The organism is Pseudonocardia kunmingensis (assembly GCF_006716445.1).
Taxonomy (GTDB): Bacteria; Actinomycetota; Actinomycetes; order Mycobacteriales; family Pseudonocardiaceae; genus Pseudonocardia; species Pseudonocardia kunmingensis.
Genome location: NZ_VFPA01000003.1, coordinates 995,627 through 1,013,830, shown reverse-complemented (window position 1 = coordinate 1,013,830; position 18,204 = coordinate 995,627). Strand labels below are relative to the sequence as shown.

Annotated in this window: 15 protein-coding genes; 11 read left to right on the top strand and 4 right to left on the bottom strand. The window is 71.5% G+C overall.

The window, feature by feature from the left end:
* Nucleotides 1-584 precede the first annotated feature (584 nt).
* The 6 genes from FB558_RS27700 to FB558_RS27675 all read left to right on the top strand — a co-directional run bounded on the left by FB558_RS27700 (nucleotide 585) and on the right by FB558_RS27675 (nucleotide 10,598).
* Nucleotides 585-2,591, top strand: a complete 2,007-nt coding sequence (locus FB558_RS27700) for a glycosyltransferase (protein WP_142058282.1) — start codon at nucleotides 585-587, stop codon at nucleotides 2,589-2,591.
* Nucleotides 2,584-6,393 (top strand): oligosaccharide flippase family protein, encoded by a 3,810-nt coding sequence (locus tag FB558_RS27695; protein ID WP_142058280.1) that lies wholly within the window; start codon nucleotides 2,584-2,586, stop codon nucleotides 6,391-6,393. The genes FB558_RS27700 and FB558_RS27695 overlap by 8 nt, the downstream gene beginning before the upstream one ends.
* A gap of 104 nt (nucleotides 6,394-6,497) precedes the next feature.
* The gene (locus FB558_RS27690) at nucleotides 6,498-7,079 is read left to right on the top strand and encodes a hypothetical protein (protein ID WP_142058278.1); all 582 of its coding nucleotides are present in this window, start codon (nucleotides 6,498-6,500) and stop codon (nucleotides 7,077-7,079) included.
* Complete coding sequence (locus FB558_RS27685) at nucleotides 7,076-8,191, top strand: GNAT family N-acetyltransferase (protein ID WP_142058276.1); 1,116 nt, start codon at nucleotides 7,076-7,078, stop codon at nucleotides 8,189-8,191. The genes FB558_RS27690 and FB558_RS27685 overlap by 4 nt, the downstream gene beginning before the upstream one ends.
* Nucleotides 8,164-9,303: a glycosyltransferase family 4 protein gene (locus FB558_RS27680; RefSeq protein ID WP_142058274.1), complete on the top strand. Its 1,140-nt coding sequence runs from the start codon at nucleotides 8,164-8,166 to the stop codon at nucleotides 9,301-9,303. Before FB558_RS27685 ends, FB558_RS27680 begins: the two co-directional genes overlap by 28 nt.
* A gap of 185 nt (nucleotides 9,304-9,488) precedes the next feature.
* Nucleotides 9,489-10,598 carry a hypothetical protein gene (locus FB558_RS27675; protein ID WP_142058272.1) on the top strand — a complete coding sequence of 370 codons (1,110 nt, stop codon included), beginning with the start codon at nucleotides 9,489-9,491 and terminating at the stop codon, nucleotides 10,596-10,598.
* Here the strand turns inward: FB558_RS27675 and FB558_RS27670 are convergent.
* The 4 genes from FB558_RS27670 to FB558_RS27655 form a co-directional block, all read right to left on the bottom strand.
* Nucleotides 10,568-11,374: a PIG-L deacetylase family protein gene (locus tag FB558_RS27670; protein WP_211366876.1), complete on the bottom strand. Its 807-nt coding sequence runs from the start codon at nucleotides 11,372-11,374 to the stop codon at nucleotides 10,568-10,570. The genes FB558_RS27675 and FB558_RS27670 overlap by 31 nt on opposite strands.
* 305 nt (nucleotides 11,375-11,679) lie before the next feature.
* Nucleotides 11,680-11,961, bottom strand: a complete 282-nt coding sequence (locus tag FB558_RS27665) for a metal-sensitive transcriptional regulator (RefSeq protein WP_094927309.1) — start codon at nucleotides 11,959-11,961, stop codon at nucleotides 11,680-11,682.
* A 260-nt stretch (nucleotides 11,962-12,221) separates the two neighbouring features.
* Entirely contained in the window at nucleotides 12,222-12,749 is a 528-nt protein-coding gene (locus tag FB558_RS27660) for a carboxymuconolactone decarboxylase family protein (protein WP_142058270.1), read from the bottom strand.
* Between the two features lie 105 nt (nucleotides 12,750-12,854).
* A complete protein-coding gene (locus FB558_RS27655) occupies nucleotides 12,855-14,291 on the bottom strand; it encodes an MFS transporter (protein ID WP_142058268.1) in 1,437 nt (478 codons plus the stop codon).
* Between the two features lie 300 nt (nucleotides 14,292-14,591).
* Between FB558_RS27655 and FB558_RS27650 the strand changes: the two genes are divergently transcribed.
* The 5 genes from FB558_RS27650 to nuoK are packed head-to-tail and all read left to right on the top strand — an operon-like array spanning nucleotide 14,592 to nucleotide 18,202.
* Complete coding sequence (locus tag FB558_RS27650; protein WP_246106780.1) at nucleotides 14,592-14,942, top strand: NADH-quinone oxidoreductase subunit A; 351 nt, start codon at nucleotides 14,592-14,594, stop codon at nucleotides 14,940-14,942.
* Nucleotides 14,933-16,378 carry a hypothetical protein gene (locus tag FB558_RS27645; RefSeq protein ID WP_142058264.1) on the top strand — a complete coding sequence of 482 codons (1,446 nt, stop codon included), beginning with the start codon at nucleotides 14,933-14,935 and terminating at the stop codon, nucleotides 16,376-16,378. Before FB558_RS27650 ends, FB558_RS27645 begins: the two co-directional genes overlap by 10 nt.
* Nucleotides 16,371-17,336, top strand: coding sequence for a complex I subunit 1 family protein (locus FB558_RS27640; protein ID WP_246106779.1), 966 nt, complete (start codon nucleotides 16,371-16,373; stop codon nucleotides 17,334-17,336). The genes FB558_RS27645 and FB558_RS27640 overlap by 8 nt, the downstream gene beginning before the upstream one ends.
* A complete protein-coding gene (locus FB558_RS27635) occupies nucleotides 17,337-17,900 on the top strand; it encodes an NADH-quinone oxidoreductase subunit J (protein ID WP_142058263.1) in 564 nt (187 codons plus the stop codon).
* Complete coding sequence (gene nuoK / locus FB558_RS27630) at nucleotides 17,897-18,202, top strand: NADH-quinone oxidoreductase subunit NuoK (RefSeq protein ID WP_142058261.1); 306 nt, start codon at nucleotides 17,897-17,899, stop codon at nucleotides 18,200-18,202. Before FB558_RS27635 ends, nuoK begins: the two co-directional genes overlap by 4 nt.
* Nucleotides 18,203-18,204 lie beyond the last annotated feature (2 nt).

Genomic DNA, 18,204 nt, shown 5'->3' with positions numbered 1-18,204 from the left:
CGTGACCTGATCGGGCTCGGCCCATGACCTTGGCTTCTTCGCTGGTCAACCTGCACCTACCTCGGCACGTCGAGGGCCAGCGTGATCCCGCGCCGTACCGGCGTGTCCAGGTGCGGATGCTTCATACTTGCCAGACCATCAAGCGGTTCCCGTCGCACACCTTCGGCTCGAAGGCAGAGGCTCGAGAAACGGATTCCCCATCGACCGTCACCGGTGCCGCCCGCCGCGTCCGCGTCGTCCGGGCGACGAGTTCACCTGCGAATGCGGCACACGATTCGTGGCAGTGCGACAGCGCTGGTGGGTCGGGGTGCGCTGGCAGCAGTGCCTGTTCGAGCTACCGCCGGACGGTCCAGAGCGTTCCTCCTCTTGACGCTGGCCCGCTCCGCCAACCGCGTTGCCAGTCACTTTCTGCGGCCGCTTCGGCGTAACGGACGCCCGCACCTTCGCGACGAGTGCGATACGACCGCGACGCTCGGGGCGTGATCTCCAGAACTCGGGATCATGGCGTCGCAGGTCATAGCCGTCCGGAACGTTAGAGACCATCGATTCGCCGGTATGGGCCGCGGGATCTGAGGGGACTGCCGATGTGGTTGGACGTCGTCGCCGCGGGTGAGCACCTCGCCAGCTCACCGGCTGGCCGACTGGTCCTGGACGCACCCCCGGTCGAGAGCCGGCTATCCGTGATCGTCCCGACCTTCAACGAAGCGGGCAACATCGCCGAGCTGCTGCGGCAGGTGGCCGACGTACTGCCGCCGGACCTGCCCATCGAGGTGGTGTTCGTCGATGACAGCACCGACGACACGGCGGAGGTGATCGCCGCAGCGGCCGACGACTGCCCCTTCCGGGTCGTCCTCATGAAGCGCCCTCGGCCGATCGGTGGTTTGGGTGGCGCGGTTGTCGAGGGGCTGCGCGTGGCCCGGGCGCCGTGGGCCGTGGTGATGGACGCGGACCTGCAACACCCGCCCTCGCTGATCCCGACCCTGCTCGGCGTGGCCGAGACCTCCGAGGTCGACCTGGTGGTCGCCACCCGCTACGGCGAAGGCGGCAGCCGCACCGGGCTCGGCAGCGCCTACCGGCGGATCGTCTCGTCCGCGTCCACCGCGCTCTCCATCGCGGCGCTCGGCGAGCCAGCCGCGCAGCTCAGCGACCCCATGAGCGGCTACTTCGCGGTACGGAAGGCGGCGCTGCGCCTCGACGGGGCACGACCGATCGGCTACAAGGTGCTTCTGGAGCTCGTCCTCCGCTCGCGGCTCACTCGGGTCGCCCACGTCCCGTTCACCTTTCGCGCCCGGCACGCCGGCCGGTCGAAGTCCACGCCGCGCGAAGGCGTGCGGTTCCTGCGCCACCTGCTTGCCCTGCGGCAGCTCCAGCGCCGAGAGGCCGCCGCGTCCGACGCGACCGGCACCCGAAGCCCCATCGGACGGTTGCGCCCCGCACGCTCGGTGCCCCCGGGTGGGGGAAGAGCGCAGAGCGACAACCCGGGCCAGGACGTCCAGGAGAGCCTGAACATCCTGGTCCTCACCAGCGAGGCGCCGCCGATCGTCTCCGGGATCTCCCGCTGCGTGGACCGGCTCACGCACGGGTTGCGGGCGCGGGGGCACCGCGTGGACGTGCTGTCGTCGGTGCAGATCCCGCGCGTGGCGCTCGGCGAGTGGCGGTTCAGCGCGCTCGCGCTGTGGTGGCCTGCGCTCGCGCGCCGGCTCCGCGACTACGACGTGATCAACCTCCATGGCCCGGTGCCGACGATGAGCGACGTCTTCCTCGCCCTCGCCGGCACCCACCGCCGCGTGCCGATCGTCTACACCCACCACAGCGCCCTCGCCATCCGCGGCCTGGAGCGGCTGTGCGCGGTCTACAACCGGCTGCACCGCAGGCTCGCGACCCGCTCGGACCTCGTCCTGGCCACCTCGCAGCACTACGCCGCCAGCGAGCAGGTCCCGGGCGGCCCACCCACCCGGGTCGTGCCGTGGGGGGTCGACATCCGCCCGCTCGTCGAGCGCCCGGCGCGCCCCGGCCCGCTGCGCGTGCTGTTCGTCGGGCAGATGCGCACGTACAAGGGCCTGGAGTTCCTGCTGCCTGCGGTGGCCGGCTGCCCGGACCTGGTGCTCACCCTCGTCGGCGACGGGCCGCGGCGCCGCACCTACGAGGAGACGACCGCCCGCCTCGGCGCCGACAACGTGCGGTTCCTCGGTCGCGTGCCCGACGACGTCCTACATGCGGAGTACGACGCCAGTGACGTGGTCGTGCTGCCGTCCGTGACCCAGGCGGAGGCGTTCGGTCTGGTCGTGCTGGAGGGGATGGCGGCCGGTTGCGTGCCTGTCGTGTCGGACCTGCCGGGCGTCCGGGACGTGGTGGCCGATGCGGGCGTCGTGGTCGCTCCGCGCGACGCCGCCGCGCTGCGCGCCGCTCTCGTGGCGCTCGCAACCGATGGCGACCACCGCGAGCACCTCGGCCGGCTGGCCCGCAAGCGCGCCGAGTCCCTGAGCTGGGACGCCTGCGTGGACGCCTACGAAGACGCGCTGCTCGAGATCACCCGACACCAGACCCCGGCCCTGCAACGGCCGGGCAGGAAGGCGCATCGGCGTGGTTGACCTGCGGGTCGAGCGTTCGGCGACAACAGGCGGTTTCGTCCTCGTCGCAGCCGTCGGGGCGGCATCGGTTCTCAACTACGGGTTCGGGGTCGCCCTGGCCTGGCTGCTCCCCCAGGACGAGTTCGGCGTCGTCGGGGTGCTGTTCAACCTGTTGTCCCTGGCGGCGTTCGTGCTGACGGCCGGGTTCCCGTGGGCCGTCGCGCGCTCGGTGGCGCACGCAGGCGTGGCCGGCCGGAGCGCCGCCACCGACATTGCGGTCCGGGGAGGGGTGCTGGGCAACCTGGGGCTCGGCCTCACCCTCGCCACCGGGTTCGTCGTCGTCCAGTCGAGCACCGGCCGGCTGCTGCCGGGGGCCGGCTGGGGCTGGACCGCAGCGATCGCGGTGGCACTGGTCCTGTTGTCTCTCAGCAACGTGGTCTGCGGTGCGCTGCAGGGCGCGCGGCGGTTCGACGCCATCGCCATCACCAGCGTCGCCGAGATCCTGGTGAAGGTCGTCCTGGGGCTCGCGTTCGTCGCCCTCCTAGGCTGGGGCGTCTCCGGCGTGGTCGTGGCCGTGCTGCTCGGCGTCGTCGTCGCGGTGGTGGTCTCCTACCGCTCGGGTCAGGACAAGCTGCCTGGTCCTGGCCCGGTTGCCGGCGGCACAGCGCTGGCGCAGGGGCTGCCGATGGCGATCGGCACGGTCAGCTTCGGCATGCTCGCCACGCTGGACGTGCTGCTGCTCAACGCGCTCGGCCACGGCCACGGGGTCACCGTGGCGACGGTGGCGGTCTACCAGGCCGCGTCCATCCTGGCCCGGGCGCCGTACTTCCTCTCCGACGCGATCTCCGACGCGATGTTCCCGTTCGTCGCCGGCGGCCGCACAGCCCGCGACGCCCACAACGCGTTCATGACGGCGTTCCAGTGGGTGCCACTCGTCTTCGTTCCGCTGCTGCTCGTCCTCGTGATCACGCCGGGCTCGGTCGTCGACCTGGTCTTCCCCGGTGAGTACGGCGGCGCCGCCGACGTGGCCCGGGTCATCGCGCTCGGCACCATCGGCCTGATTGTGACCGACATGCTGCAGAAGGCGCTGTTCGCCCGCGGCTTCGCGCGCGCCGTCGCCATCCGGCTCCCGTGCGCGGCGGTCCTACAGGTGCTCACGCTGGTCGTGCTGGTGCCACGGCTGGGCGCGATCGGCGCGGCGGTCGGGTTCGCCGTGGGCACATGGGGCGCCGCGGCCCTGGTCGGGGTCCTGTACCTGCGCCACCACCGCCCCGGCCGACCGCGTCTCGACACGATCGCCCAGTGGGTCAGTAGCCTCGTGCTCCTCGGGCTCGTACTCGCGGGTGCTGCGCTGGCGTCTCGCCCGCTCGACCTCGCGCTCATCGCCGCCGGGCTCACCGGCTACGCGGCCCTCGCCGTGCGCCTCGGGTTGCTGCCCGATGCCGTGCTACGCCGCGTGAAGGTCCCTCGCCCGCCTGCCCCGCCACGGGCCGAGCCGCCGACAACGCCGATTCGGTCTGTGCGGCGCCGGCGCTGGTGGCGACTGGATCCCGCAACCGTCCCTGCGTTCTGTGCCGCGCTGGCGTTCGTTCCGTTCTGGTGGAATCTCGGGGCCGGCCCGGACACGATGTACGACGAGGTCTCCTACGTCATCGCGGCGCAGAACGTGGCACAGGGCTGGAGCCTGACGTGGACTGCGCAGCCGGTGTTCGTGCACCCGCCTCTGGCGTTCCTCGCCGAGGCCGGCTGGCTCGGCGCGCTCGGCTTCCGAGATGCGCCCGTCGAGGACGCCGTGCACGTTGCGCGGATCCTCGCGAGCACGATGTCAGTGCTCGCCGTCCTGCTCCTCGCCCTGATCACCACGCGGCTCGCAGCGGCGGCCGGCCAGCGCCGTCGCATCGTGCTGGCCGGCGTCGTCCTCGCGTTGGCGGCCACCGATCCGATCCTGCTGCGGTACCTGCGCCTGGTGCTCATCGAGCCGTTCGCGCTGTTCGCCTCCTTGCTCGCGCTTCTGCTGGCGATCTGGCTGCGCAACCAGCCGGCAGTGCTCTACGTTCCCGTGGTCGGGCTGGCCACCGGCATCGCGCTGCTGACCAAGGAGATGTCGGTCGTGCTGGTCGCCGTCCCGGTCCTTCACGCCGTGCTTGGCCGCAACGGTCGGGCGTTCGCTCGGTCGGCGGGTGCGCTGGGCGCCGGGGTGCTGCTCTGGCTGGCGTTCCCGCTGTGGGCGATGCAGCTCGGGCTCTGGCCGCAGTTCAGTGCCGAGAAGTTCCTGCTGGTCGAGCGGCTGTTCGGGCTCGTGCAGACCACGGGGTGGAACCGTCCGGGCTTCTCGTTCGCGTCGTTCCTCGATGCCGTGCTCGCGGCGGGCTCGGAGTACGCCAGCTCCTACGTCCTGCTCGCGGGCGGGTTGGGGGCGCTCGCGTGGCTGGTGCTGCACCGCGTGTCGGAGGTGTCGCGCTGGTTGCTCGCGTGGCTGCTGCTCAGTTACGCGTACGCCTGCTACACGGTCCTGCTCGGCAGTCTCAACGAGCACCTGTTCGTGTTCGTCCTGCCCGCGGCCATCGTCGGCACCGTCCTCGTCACCGACGCGGTCGTCTCGCGGCGGGTGGCAGCGTTCCGGGCGCTCGGGCGGGGCCGGGGGCGGCGGCTGCTGGTGGTGCCGGTGGTGGCGCTGGTGGGGATGCTCGCGTTCGCGTCGGCGAGCTGGGTGCGCTCCTACGTGCCCGACGGCGACGGCGTGATGCGCTCCGCGGCCTACGTCCGGGACGCCGAGGAGAGCTGTGCGGTCAACGCGATCGGTGACAGCGGGAAGTGGGCGCCCTTCATGCCCGATCAGCTCGTCACCGACTACGCCACCGGGTCGGCGGCACGCAGCCACGGCATACAGCTCTACTTCCTGAGCGGCAAGGACGCGGCCACCGGCAACGCGCTGCCCGAGCTGTCCGCGTGGGTCATGGCGAAGGGCACGCTGGAAGCGTCGTTCCCGAGCGTCACGTACCGGGGGATCGAGGTGTGGCGGGTTCCCCGCGACCCGTACGACCCGCTTGCCGACCTTGAGCCCGTGGAGAACGGGTTCTACGTGACGACCGAGGGGTCGCGGTGCGCCGGGTACTACGTCGCCGACACGCCCGTGGGTGCGCTGTCCTCGACGTGGCGTGACCTCGGTGGGAAGGCCGTCGTCGGCCCACCCGCCACGGGGCAGTGGACCGAGGGGACACGGGCCGTGCAGGTGTTCGACGGCGCGGTCCTCATTGCGGAGGGACCCCAGCTCGGGGCGGCGCGACCCATCGTCGCGGACCTCGCGAACCGGGCCCCCACCGCGTACCGCGCAGCGCAGCTCCCGCCGCTCACACAGGCCGCCCGCACCGACGACGACACGCTCGCGCTGCTCACCGATCCCACCATCACGGCGGCCTACGCGGGCGTGAACCCGACCCCCGAGGCGTTGGACGCGGCGCGCGTCCGGTTGGGGGTACCGCTGGGTCCGGTCAAGGAGATGCCCGATGGCGCCGTGCGGCAGGCATTTGCGGGCGGTGTGCTGGAGCGGGAAGCCGGCGCAACACACGCGCGGCTGGCCCCGGTCGGCAAGCTCGCGCTCGACGTCGGTCTCCTCCGACCGCCGGACGAGGCGCGTAGTGCAGAGCCGCCCCCACCTCTCCTGGCGGAGGAGGCAGAGGAGCCGGAGCCGACCTCGGTCGAGCCGTTCGTACAGACGCTGGGCGTGCTCGTCGCCGGGTTCCTCGCGCTGTCCGCGGTCGGCGGCGTTGTGCGGCTGCGACGGCGCCGGTTCCGCCCCGACCTGGTGGAGGTGACGCGGTGATCGCGTCCGGCCCCCGTCGCACTACCCGATTTCTCGCGGTGACGCCGGCGATCGGCCCGGTACCTCTGATCGATCGGCGCGCCGTGCTGGTTCGGATCACCGCTGTGGTGTGTCTGCTCGCGCTGTGCGTGCTCGTGCGCAACACCGGTGGCGTGCGCGCCGACGTCGAGGACAGCCGCGTGCCTCCGATGCCCGGCGCCGCCCTCGTCCTGCCTGCGGTTTTGCGTGGCGGTGCCCCGAGCGACACCGAGCTCGCGCAGCTGCACAGCACGTTCGACGTGCAGGCGATCGTCGCTATCGGCGGCGCGAGTGTCGAGGAGCGGGCGGTGGCGCGCGACCTGGACATGCAGTTGCTGGAGTTCGACCTAGGAGCCGAGGCGCCGCCCTCCCCCGCACAGCTGCGCGAGCTCATCGGGTTCGTCCGGGCCACAACAGAGACCCCCGGGCGGGCCGTCTACATGCACGACGCGACCGGTTCGGGGCCAGAGCTCGTCGTCACCGCGGTGATGCTCCAGGTCGTCGAGGACCCCTCTGGCCGGGTGGGCGTCCTGGACCGGCTCGACCCCGCCGACCGGGCCGTCCTCGGCGACGCGCACGTCACCGCTGTCGACGCCCTGGTGGACGTCGCGGAGCGCGGCGAGGTTCCCGACAACCCCTACTCGCCCCTGGAAGAGGTGGCCCGATGACGATGCGCCCGACGACGGTGTGGATGCCCACGGCGCGGTCGACGGTCACGGGCGGCGGGGTGCAGGTGGTCAGTCCCGCTCCCCGCGCTGCATGGGAGCGGCTTTACGCAGCCGACCCCGACGCCATCGCGACACAGAGCCCGGCGTGGTTCGACAGCGTCCGCGCGGCGCGCGGGTACGCCGACGCGAGCCGGCTGTACCGGATGCCTGACGGGCGTGAGCTGGTACTCCCGCTCGCAGCACAGAGGCTGGGAATAACGCTGATCGAGGAGTCGTGGCCGCACGGCTGGGGGTACGGCGGTCTGCTCGCCGAGGGCGGTACCACCGACCGCGACGCCGCGGTCGTGCTGGCCGACCTCGTCCGCCGGCCCACCGTCCGCACGGCTGTTACCCCCATGCCGCTACAGATCGCCGGCTGGGAAGCCGCGGCGCCGGCGCAGGCACTGCGGGTCCCCTTCACCTCGCGCGTGATCGACCTGCGGCCCGGGTTCGACGCCGTGTGGCGGGGCTACCGCAAGTCGGCGCGCAGAGGCGTACGCACGGCGGAGCGGCTCGGGGTCGAGGTCCAGCGTGCGAGCGGCGTCGACGCCGACGCCGTGCTGGTCACGTTCACGCGCCTGTACGGCGCCGCGATCAAGCGGTGGGCCGCGCAGCGAGGCCAGCCCCTCAGGGTCGCGCGGCTCCTGGCGCGGCTGCGGAACGTGCCCGCTCAGGCCGCCGCCGTGGCGTCTGCAATGGGCGAGGACTGCGTCATCTGGTCTGCGAGCATCGACGGCCGGCCCATCGCGGTCGACGTCATGCTCCAGAGCCCGGGCCACCACATGTCGTGGCTGGGCGCGATGGACGCGGACCTCGCCCGCGACACCGCCGGTACCTACCTGCTCCAGAGCCGCATCATCGAGGATGCCTGTAGGCGCGGCGTGCGGCACTTCCACCTCGGCGAGTCCGACCCCGGTTCGGGCGTCGACGCGTTCAAGGCGGGGTTCGGTGCCGCCGCGGTCTCGTCCATCGCGCTGCGGTTCGAGCGGCTACCGGTCACAGCCACCGAACGACGGCTGCGGGCGGGGTTCGCCATGGTCTCGGAGTGGAACAACCGCAGGGCGGGTCGGTGAATCGCCCGCAAGTCGTGCTCTCGATCTACGACCACGTCGCCAATCCGCACTACGGCGGTGGTGGAGCGGTGGTCGTACAGCAGATCGCCGAGCGGCTGGCGCGCCAGTTCACCGTCACCGTCTTCTGCGGCTCCTACCGCGGAAGCCGAAACCGCACCGAGGCTGGGGTCCGTTATGTGTTCCTTCCGGTCGGCTGGGCGGGGCCGCGCGCGGGCCAACTCCTGTTCACGCTGCTGCTTCCGCTCGTGGCGCTCGTCCGCCGCCCGGCGGTCTGGTTCGAGAGCCTCACCCCGCCGTTCTCGGTGAGCCTGCTGCCGTTGCTCTCACGCGCCCCGGTCGTCGCGCTCGTCCAGATGCTCTGCGGCGCGGACATGCGCCGTCGCTACGGCTTGCCGTTCGACGTCGTCGAACGCCACGGGTTGCGGTTCTATCGCCGCTTCGTGGTGCTCAACGAGGCCGACGAGGCAGCCGCGCGGAAGGCGAACCCTGCCGCGACGATCGAGCGGATCCCCAACGGTGTGGATTTGCCCCCGGACGCGGAGGCAGGCCCCGGGCGCGACGAGCACATCCTGTTCCTCGGACGGATCGACGTCTCGCAGAAGGGCCTCGACCTGCTCCTGGAGGCGGCAGGGTCTGCCCCACCGCTCCCGGTGCTCATCGCGGGTTCCGGCACTCGCCAGGAGGAGGAGCGGCTGCGCCGGCTCCTCCCGGCCGGGGACCGCGTGCGGTTCGTCGGCCGGGTGATTGGCGCCGAGAAGGCTCGAGTGCTGCGCGACTGCGCGTTCATGGTGGTGCCGTCGCGGTACGAGACCTTTTGCCTCAGCGCACTCGAGGCGATGGCGTATGGCAAGCCGGTAGTGCGGTTCGACCTCGAACGGCTGGGGTGGATCGACCGTGCCTGCGGGCCGGCCGTCGCGCCGTTCGACGTGGACGCTCTTCGCGCGGCGGTCGACACTCTCGCCGTCAATCCCGTGCGTCGCCATGAGATGGGTCGAGCGGCTCGGGCGTGCAGCACCGAGTTCGGCTGGGACGCGGCCGCCGAGCGATATGCCGCCGTCGTGCACTCCATCGCAGGTTCCGCCGACCCGGTGGGGAACGTCCGGATTCCGTGATCGATCGCGCTTCGCTGGTAGCGTGCTCACCGTCCGCGCGTCCAGATCGGGGTTCGATGACGGTGGCCCGGTTCCTCTCGCCCCGCCCGTTGGTCCTTCTCCTGACTGCGCTGTCGGTGGCGTGCTCGTCGACTGCCCCTGCGGCCCCGTCCACCACTCCTGCCACCGACATCGCCTTTGGCACCTTGATCTCCGACGTCGAGCGCACTGAGGTCGAAGCCCGCAACGGGGTCTCGGTGGCGATGGTCGAGCTGTCGTGGGAGCAGGGCGAACCGGCCCAGGACGAGTTCGACGAGGAGTACCTGAGCGCCGTGCGCGAGGACGTCGACGCGCACCGGGCCGCCGGCCGGTCCGTGACGCTCGGCCTGGGCCTGCACATGCCCCCGCCGTGGGTGTTCGACCTGCCCGACAGCCGCTTCGTCGACGAGACGGGCGAGGAGTCGGAGGCACCCAACCTCGTGTTCAACCAGCGCCTGCGCGAGCGGGCCGAGGCCTACCTCGCCGAGGTGGCCGCGGAGGTGGACCTGCAGCGGGTCGACACGGTGCGGTTGACGTCCGGCGGCATGGCGGAGGTCCTCTACCCCGACGGCGGGTACTGGGCGTTCGACCGCAACGCCCTGAACGGCCCGGACCTGCCGCCGACGATGGAGCCGAACCCGGCGCCCGGGCAGCGGCCGGGCGCGCCCTGGGACGACGAGGCGCAGGCGCTCGCGTGGGCGCAGTGGTACGTGGACGCCCTCGTCGACGTGGTCGAGTGGCAGCTCACCATCTTCGCCGATCTCGGTTTCCGCGGTCGCTACGAGGTGCTCACGCCGGGCGTCGGCGTGCAGCCGCGGGAGTTCGACGACGCAGTCGCGGACGGGTTACCGCCCGGCGTTCTCGGGGCCGGGGCAGCATGGGACCTGTTCTACAGCCGCCTCCCCGAGCGCGGGGACCTGGTGGCCTACGTCAGCTCGGTCGCCGACGGTTCCGGCGGCGACGACGGGTGCGCACCGAACGACGACGCGGTCGCGCTCGACTCGGACGAGGTCGAGGACTGGTCCGCCACGCGCTGGATCGCCCGCGTCGCCCGCGAGTACGGCCTCCCCCTCAGCGGCGAGAACGCCGGGTGGCAGCAGGACTACTCGCCCGACGCGTTCTACCGGGACGACAGCGACGAGGGGATGATGGCCGTGGCCCTGCGGCAGGCCCGCAGCTGTGGGTTCGACACCTTCTACTGGGCACACGACGCACAGCTGTGGGACGGCACGGTGTCGTTCGACTCCTACGCCGCCCGCATCGCCGCCGGCTCGTAGTAGAGCTCCGGCACCTCGGCGATCTCCCCGCTCGGGAACAGCGCGTCCACCTGCGTGCGGTAGCGGCGGATCAGCCCCTGCTTCGCCGCGATCCCCCGCTGCCACGTCCAGGGCCGCAGGTCATGCCGGTCGAGGAAGGCCTGGTCGGGACCGAGCGCGAGGTTGTAGGGGAAGTCCGAGTAGTAAACCGCGCCGATCGGTTGCCGCACGGCGACGGAGCGGGTGATCAGGTGATCGACGTGGCGCCCCACCCCCACCGGGGCGAAGACCACCCGTGCCGCCGTCCGCTCGATCAGCCCGCTCACCCGCGCCACGAGGGCATCGATCATCGCTCGGTCGCCGCGCGCGACGCGGCCCTTGGCGATGTCGTAGCGGTAGGTCGGGTACCTGTGCGCGAGTTCGGGCAGCAGCCGGCCCACCCGCGAGCCGAGCCGCGACCCGCTCCGGCGGCGGAACAGGGCGTCCGTCTCACCGAAGTGGACGTGTTCCGCCTCCATCTCCCGCAGCACGTCCTCGTCCTCGGCCTGCCGCGCGGCGAAGAGCACGGCCGCGTCGGCCGAACTGCACTGCCGCAGGAAAGACCGTGCGGCGAGGGTGTGCGGCGGACAGGTCGCCGCGGTGAACAGGGTCGCGACGGTGACCGGGCAGGTCGGCCGGAGCGCCTCGATCAGCGCGCCGCACGAGAGCACCGCGTCATCGAGGTGGGCGGAGAGGAACAGGACAGGGCTGCCGTCCGATCGTGCGTCGTCCAGCAACACCGAGCCCGTTCCGGTCACGCTGTTCCTCCAGCCTGGCTTGTCTGTCTCTGTCGAGTCGGCGTTCCGCGGAACGTCGTTACGGGTCGGGCAAGTCCGCTCGCCACTCGGGTATTCGTTCGCTGGCTCCACTTTCCCGCTGCGAGAATGCGGTAGCGGATCGAACCTGGCGCGCGGACTACCGCCTCGAGCCGGAAGCCTGCGCCGATGCGAAGGATTTCGCGACAACAGACTGCAACCTGCGCGGGTCGTCGACGCAGGTGTTCACCGGGCGCGGCGATGGGAAGCTCGAGGCCTGATGCGCCAGCTCTCGATCGCCTGCCTCGTCAGGACTTGACCAAGCGTGCGATCGCGGCGCTCGCTTCGGCGATCTTCTGGTCAGCGATCTGGCCTCCGTCAGCGGCGGCTTGCGCCACGCAGTGCTTGAGGTGCTCGTCGAGCAGTCCGAGCGCGACGGCCTCGAGGGCCTTGGTGGCGGCGGAGACCTGGGTGAGCACGTCGATGCAGTACTTGTCGTCCTCGATCATCTTGGCGATGCCGCGGACCTGGCCTTCGACACGCCGTAGGCGCTTGAGGTAGGCGTCCTTGTCCTGCGTGTAACCGTGCATCCGGACCTCCTCAACGGGTTCCCATACTATGCGGCCCCACTGTGACGGCGTCGCATGGCATGGTCCTCACCCAGCAGGGTGCAGGCACTGGCGGTGGACGAGCACAGGGGTCGCACATCGGGGTCGGAGCCAGCAAGCGGACTGCCGGCGAGGCGCCGCTGCCGCCGACCGTCCGGCTGCGGCTCGCCCTCGCGGTCCGATGCGCTGCGCGCGCCCGCGTTCGTCCCGCGCAAACGCCCGGGTTACGAGCGGGAAGGCGATCAGGACGAAGACACGACCGGCTCCAAGCCGGCGACCAGGTTGAACGCACCAGTGAGCTGGTTGAGCGCGACCAGGCCGACGACGTCGGCGAGGACGCGGTCGCTCCAGCCGTGCCTTCGGAGCTCGTCGACGTCGGCGGCGCTGATCGTGTTCGGTTCGGTGAGTATCCGCGCGGCGTAGGTGATCAGGGCGGCGTCTCGGGCGTCGGTGGCCGTGCCCCCGCGGGCCAGCGAGATGTCGGTGTCGGTGAGCCCGACGGAACGGCCGGCAGCGGTGTGCGCCTCGAGGCAGAGCGCGCAACCCAGCCACTCCTGCACGGCCAGGGAGATCTTCTCACTGAGCGGGCGGGGGATGGCGGCCCGCTTCATGGCCCGGGACAGCTCGAGGTAGCCCTGCAGCAGTGCAGGGGAGTGGGCCATCGTGCGCACCATCGGGCCGGCGTCGCCGTGCCGATCGATGATCCCGGCGAGTAGGGCGCTGGACGTCGAAGGGGTGTTGTCAGGGCCAAGGGCGGTGAGGCGTGGCATCGAGACTCCTTCAGGGGTGACGGGGGATGCCCACCGCGTCGGCGGCTCGGGAGGAGATCCGTAGCCGCCGACGGGGCGAGCGCGTTCATTCCGCTGGCCGTGCGCTCATGCTGCTGTGCCAGCTGCCTGCGTCTGCTGGTCGGCACCGCCTGGTGCGCGGCCGAGGGTGAAGGCGGCGAGCACGGCGGCGCTGAGGGCGACGACCGCGGCTCCGACGAACGCGGCCGAGTAGCCCGCGGTGAGCCGGACCGGATCCCCCAGTGCTCCCGCGCCCTGCACTGCGGCCAGCGCGGTGACCGCGGCGAGACCGAGGGCCGACCCCACCTGGTAGCTGGTGTTGACGATGCCGGAGGCCAGTCCGCCCTCCTCCGGCCGGGCGGCCGAGAGCGCCGTGCCGAGGGTGGGGATGAAGGCCAGCGACATGCCCAGCGCGGCCACGATCGAGGCGGGCAGGACGTCCACCCAGAAGCTGCCGTCGGCCCGGACGAGCGCCAGCCACCCCATGCCGGCCGCCAGCAGGGCCAGCCCGCTCACGGTGAGGGCCTTCGGCCCGAAGCGGCCGATCAGCCGTGGGGCCAGGGCGATCATGCCGATCATGATCACGATGGTCATCGGCAGGAGCGCCGCGCCGCTGGGGAACGCGGTGTAGCCGAGCACCTGCTGCAGGTAGAGGTTGAGGAAGAACCACATCGGGATCCATGCGGCGCCGAGCAGCAGTTGGGCGACGTTGGCCGCGGCGAGATCGGGCGCGCGGAAGATCCCGAGCCGCACCAGCGGATCGTGGCGACGGGCCTGGATCATCACGAATGCCGCGAGCAGCGCGATCGCGGCGCCGAGCGCGAGCAGCGTCTCGGCTGCGCGCCAGCCGGCCTCGGGGGCGCGGACGATGCCGTACACAGCGAGCGCCAGCCCGGCGGTCACGGTGATCGCTCCGAGCGTGTCCACCGCGCCGCGGCGTCGACCACCGGCGGGCATGACGGTCGGGATGGCCGCGAGGATCAGCAGCGCGATCGGCACGTTGAGGTAGAACACCCATGGCCAGCTGAGGTACTCGGTGATCACGCCACCGAGGAACACCCCGGCGGTGCCGCCCGCGGGCGCGGCGGCGCCGTAGAGCGCCAGTGCCTTGGTCAGCTCCCTGGGCTCGGATCCGAACAGCATCATCAGCAGTGTCAGTGCGGCGGGGGCGATGAGCGCAGCCCCGGCGCCTTGTACTGCGCGTCCGGTCAGTTCCCACACCGGGTTGCCGGCTGCACCGGCGAGCACGGATCCGGCGAGCAGGACGGTCCAGCCGATGCCGAACAGGCGGCGGGCGCCGAACAGGTCCGAGAGCCGGCCGCCGAGCAGCAGCAGCCCGCCGAAGGCGACGACGTAGGCGTTGAAGACCCAGGACAGGCCTTCGGGGGAGAAGCCGAGGTCGGCCTGCATCTTCGGTAGGGCGACTCCGATGATCGAGGTGTCCATGATGACCATGAACTGGGCAGCGGCGATGACCAGCAGTCCGAGCCGCCGTCGTGCGGCGCCTGGTGCCGTGACAGGCATTTTTACTCCTTACCCGTAGGGGGTATATGTGCAGTGGGGCGGAGGCTAGCACCGTCTCGCGCGAGTGGGCCGGAAGATCACTCGAGCGGCCTAATACCCCTCCAGGGTAGTGGGACCGGGCATCTGCTGATGCCGCCCTGGTGACACCCATGTCGAGCTTCTCGACCCCACCTCCTTCGGCTGATCAGTCGTCCGCCTACGGTGTGACTCCCCATGCGGACCGGCTCGTTCGCCTGGACAGGTAGCGCCGCCTCGGCGAGGATGCGACACCCCATACGGGTACGACAGGAGGTGGATCTCGTGGTGGAGTTCGTGCCGGTGCTCGCGGTGCTCGCAGTAGCCGTCGCCCTCGTGCTGGTGGGCTACGCGGCCTCCTCGCTGTTCGCGGTCGAGCGCCCGCGCATCGACGTCCCCACCTTCTCCGGAGGACTGCCGCCGACGGAGCACGCGGTGTCCCGCTTCCACGTGCGCTGGTATCCGGTGACGATGGTCTTCCTGGCCTTCGACATGGAGATGCTGTTCATGTACCCGTGGACGCTCGTCGTGTCCCGGGTCGGGGTGGCGTCCGTGATCGAGATGTTCCTGTTCCTCGGCATCCTGCTCGCCGGGGTGCTCTACGCGTGGCGCGAAGGAGCCCTCCGGTGGACGTGACGTCGTGGCTGCTCAGGGTTGCGAAGCGACGCCCTCACGTGCTTGTCGTTGCCGTGCCCGGCAACCCACCCACCCGACTCGCGCTCGAGGCCGCGATCGCCCGGCGCGGATGGCCGGAAGCCAATGCTCCGGCCGACGCCGACATCGTGGCCATTGCCGGCGCGGCCGGCCCCGAACTCGCCGCCGTTGTCGATCGGATCTGGACGCTGGTCCCGGCCCCGCGGGCCCGCATCGCCGTCATCGAGCCTGCTGCTGTGGATGTGGAGCTCGACCGAGCCGCCACCGAACTGGGCGACCGGCATCACCAGTGCCGCGAGGAACCCGCCACCCTCGACCGGCCGGGGGAGGCGAGTGCCCCGGCCCACGTTGACCACGAGAGCGTGGCGGACCACAGCGACGCCGAGCACCGGACCGAGCACGACGGTGGTGCCGGCCGTAGTGATCGAGCGGCGCACGGACACGACAAGCTCGGAGACCACGCCGCGGGCCACGGCCCGCAGGTGAGCGAGGATGGCCACGGGGAACACCTCGCCGAGGACCACGGCAGAGGTGTCAGAAAGTACGTCGACGGCGGGACCGACGGTGCGGATCACGCGGGCCACCGAGCTGAGGACGCGCATGGTGAGCACCGCGGCGGGCATGCGTGCGGCCAGGACGACGACAGTCACGAGGGGCGCCACGGCCAGGAACACCACGGAGCAGATGCCGGCGATGAAGACGAGGCCCACGCCGAGCACGGCGGGAGCCACGGCGGTCATGAAGGCCACGGGGGACATGCGGGTCACCACGGGCATGGCGGCGGAATGGAGATGCCGGGTGGCCTCCCGATGGCGGACCTGGGCGAGGACCGCGACGGGCTGACCCTGGACCGGCTGCACATCCCGCTCGGGCCGGTGCTGCCGGACTGGCCTGCGGGGTTGGTCGTGCGGGTGACCTTGCAGGGCGACGTGATCCAGGAGGCCACGGCTGCGGTCCTTGACGCCGGTCATGCCCGGCTGGTTCCGTGGCCGAGCGGTGGCGGAATTGCGCGGGAGCTGGACGGGCTCGGTCGCTTCCTCGCCGTCGCGGGCTGGACCGACGCAGCCGCTCGAGCGCGTGGGCTCCGCGACGCGCGGCTGGCCGACGGTGCCAGCGAGCAACCCGATGGGCCGGTGTTCGACCTGGTGCGGCGGGTTCGCCGCTCCCGGACACTGCGATGGCTGATCCGCGGGATCCCCACAGGCGGGTCCGATGTCGCGGCACTGCTCGAGACACGCCTCGGCGTGATCGAGGCGATGCTGACCGCTACGCACGCGTCCCCCGTGTCGCGGCCCGCCGTCGGCGAGCTGCCCGAGCTGCTGGTGGGGGCGGAGTTCGCCGCGGCTCGCCTGATCGTCGCCGCGGTCGATCCTGAGACCGACCGCTCTCCCGTTCCCCAGGAGGCGCCGCATGGATGAGATGCCCGCCGTAGCGATCCCGGCAATGCTGCCGTGGTGGTCGGCGCTGCTGCTGCCGGTGCTGCTCGGGGTGGCGACCTGGCTCGCGGTCGCCTGGGACGCTGCGTTGACCGGTCGCGCCTCGGGGAGCCCGGGCGGTCTCGGCTCTGCGTTGGCGATGCCGGGGTGGGAGAGCGCCCGCCTGCTCGTCGGGCAGCGGCGCCGGACGACCGCGGCTGACACCGTACTCGGACGGCTGGGTGGTGCCGCGCTGCCGGTGGCCGCGCTGCTCGCGGCCGCGGTGCTACCGCTGGGGGAGCGGCCGGTGGCCGACCTGTCGGTGGGCGTCGTGTGGTTCAACGCCATGGAGGTGGTGGCGTGGGCCGCGGTGTGGATGGTCGGCTGGGGCTCCAACAGCGCGCTGGGCCTGGTCGGCGGCTACCGGTTCGTCGCGCAGGGGCTGGCCTACGAGCTGCCGCACATGTTCGCCATCATCACCGCCGCGCTGGGCGCGGAGAGCCTGCGCCTCACCACGATCGTCGACGCCCAGGCGGACCTGTGGTTCGTCGTGATCATGCCGGCCGCGTTCGTCGTGTACCTGATGTCCGCGGCGGCCATGGCCTTCTGGGGACCGTTCGACGCACCGGTGGCGCGGGACGTGGCAGGCGGTGCCGCCGCGGAGCTGTCGGGTGTGGACCGGTTGGTGTTCGCCGGCGGCCGGTGGCTGCTGCTCGTGGTGGCCGCGGCGATGGCCGTGCCGCTGTTCCTCGGCGGCGGCGCCGGGCCGCTGCTCCCGGCCTGGGCGTGGGTGGCCGTGAAGACCGCGGGCGTGCTCGCTCTCCTGGTGTGGCTGCGCCACCGGTTCCCGGTGCTGCGGATGGACCGCTACACCGAGTTCGCCTGGGTCGTGCTGATCCCGCTGACGATCGCCCAGGCGCTCGTCGTCGCGATCGTCGTGCTCCAGCGAGGGGGGATGTAGATGGTGCCGATCATCCTGTTCTGGGTGCTGGCCGCCGCTGCGCTGGTGTTCGGGTTCCTGGTGTTCCGGCTGGACTCGATGGCGCAGGTGACCTTCGCGCTGCTCGCGTCGTTCCTCGCGGTGGCCGGGCTGGTGCTGCTGCTCGGGTTGGGCTACCTCGGCGTGGTGATCGCCCTGATGATGGTCATCGAGATGGTGATCATGGCTGTTTTCATGATCATGTACATGATGAACCCGGCCGGGTTGATGCCGATGTCGATGTTCCACAACAAGGCCGGGTCCATGACGATCGCGGTGGGCACGTTCGCGGTGCTGGCGGCCGGGATCCTGCTCGTCGACTGGCCGACGCGCGAGGGCGAGCCCCCGCCCGACCCGACGTTCGCGCTCGGCGAGGCGCTGATGGGCGGGCAGATGCTCACGATGATGACGCTGGGCGTGGGCCTGTTCGCCACCATCGTCGCCACGGTGGTGCTGTCCACCGACCGCGGCCGCTACGACCGCCTGGGCGACGACCTGCGGGCCGCGCGCGCCGACGACCCGGCCGGCGGGGGTATCGGTCGATGAACCTGGAACTGTTCCTGCTGCTCGCGGCCGGGCTCTTCGCGATCGGGCTCTACGGCGCGCTCTCGCAGCAGTCGATCGTGATGCTGATGATGGGCCTGGAGCTGATGCTCAACGGAGTCATCGTCGCCACGGCCGCGTTCTGGTACTACGTCGCGCCGGGCGGCACCGACGGTCAGGTGCTCATCGTCGTGATCATCACCGCGATGGCCGTCGAGATGGCGGCGGGGTTCGCCGTGGTCACCGCGATCTACCGGGCGCGGCAGGTCGACATGACCGACGACGCCGCCGATCTGAAGGGCTGAGC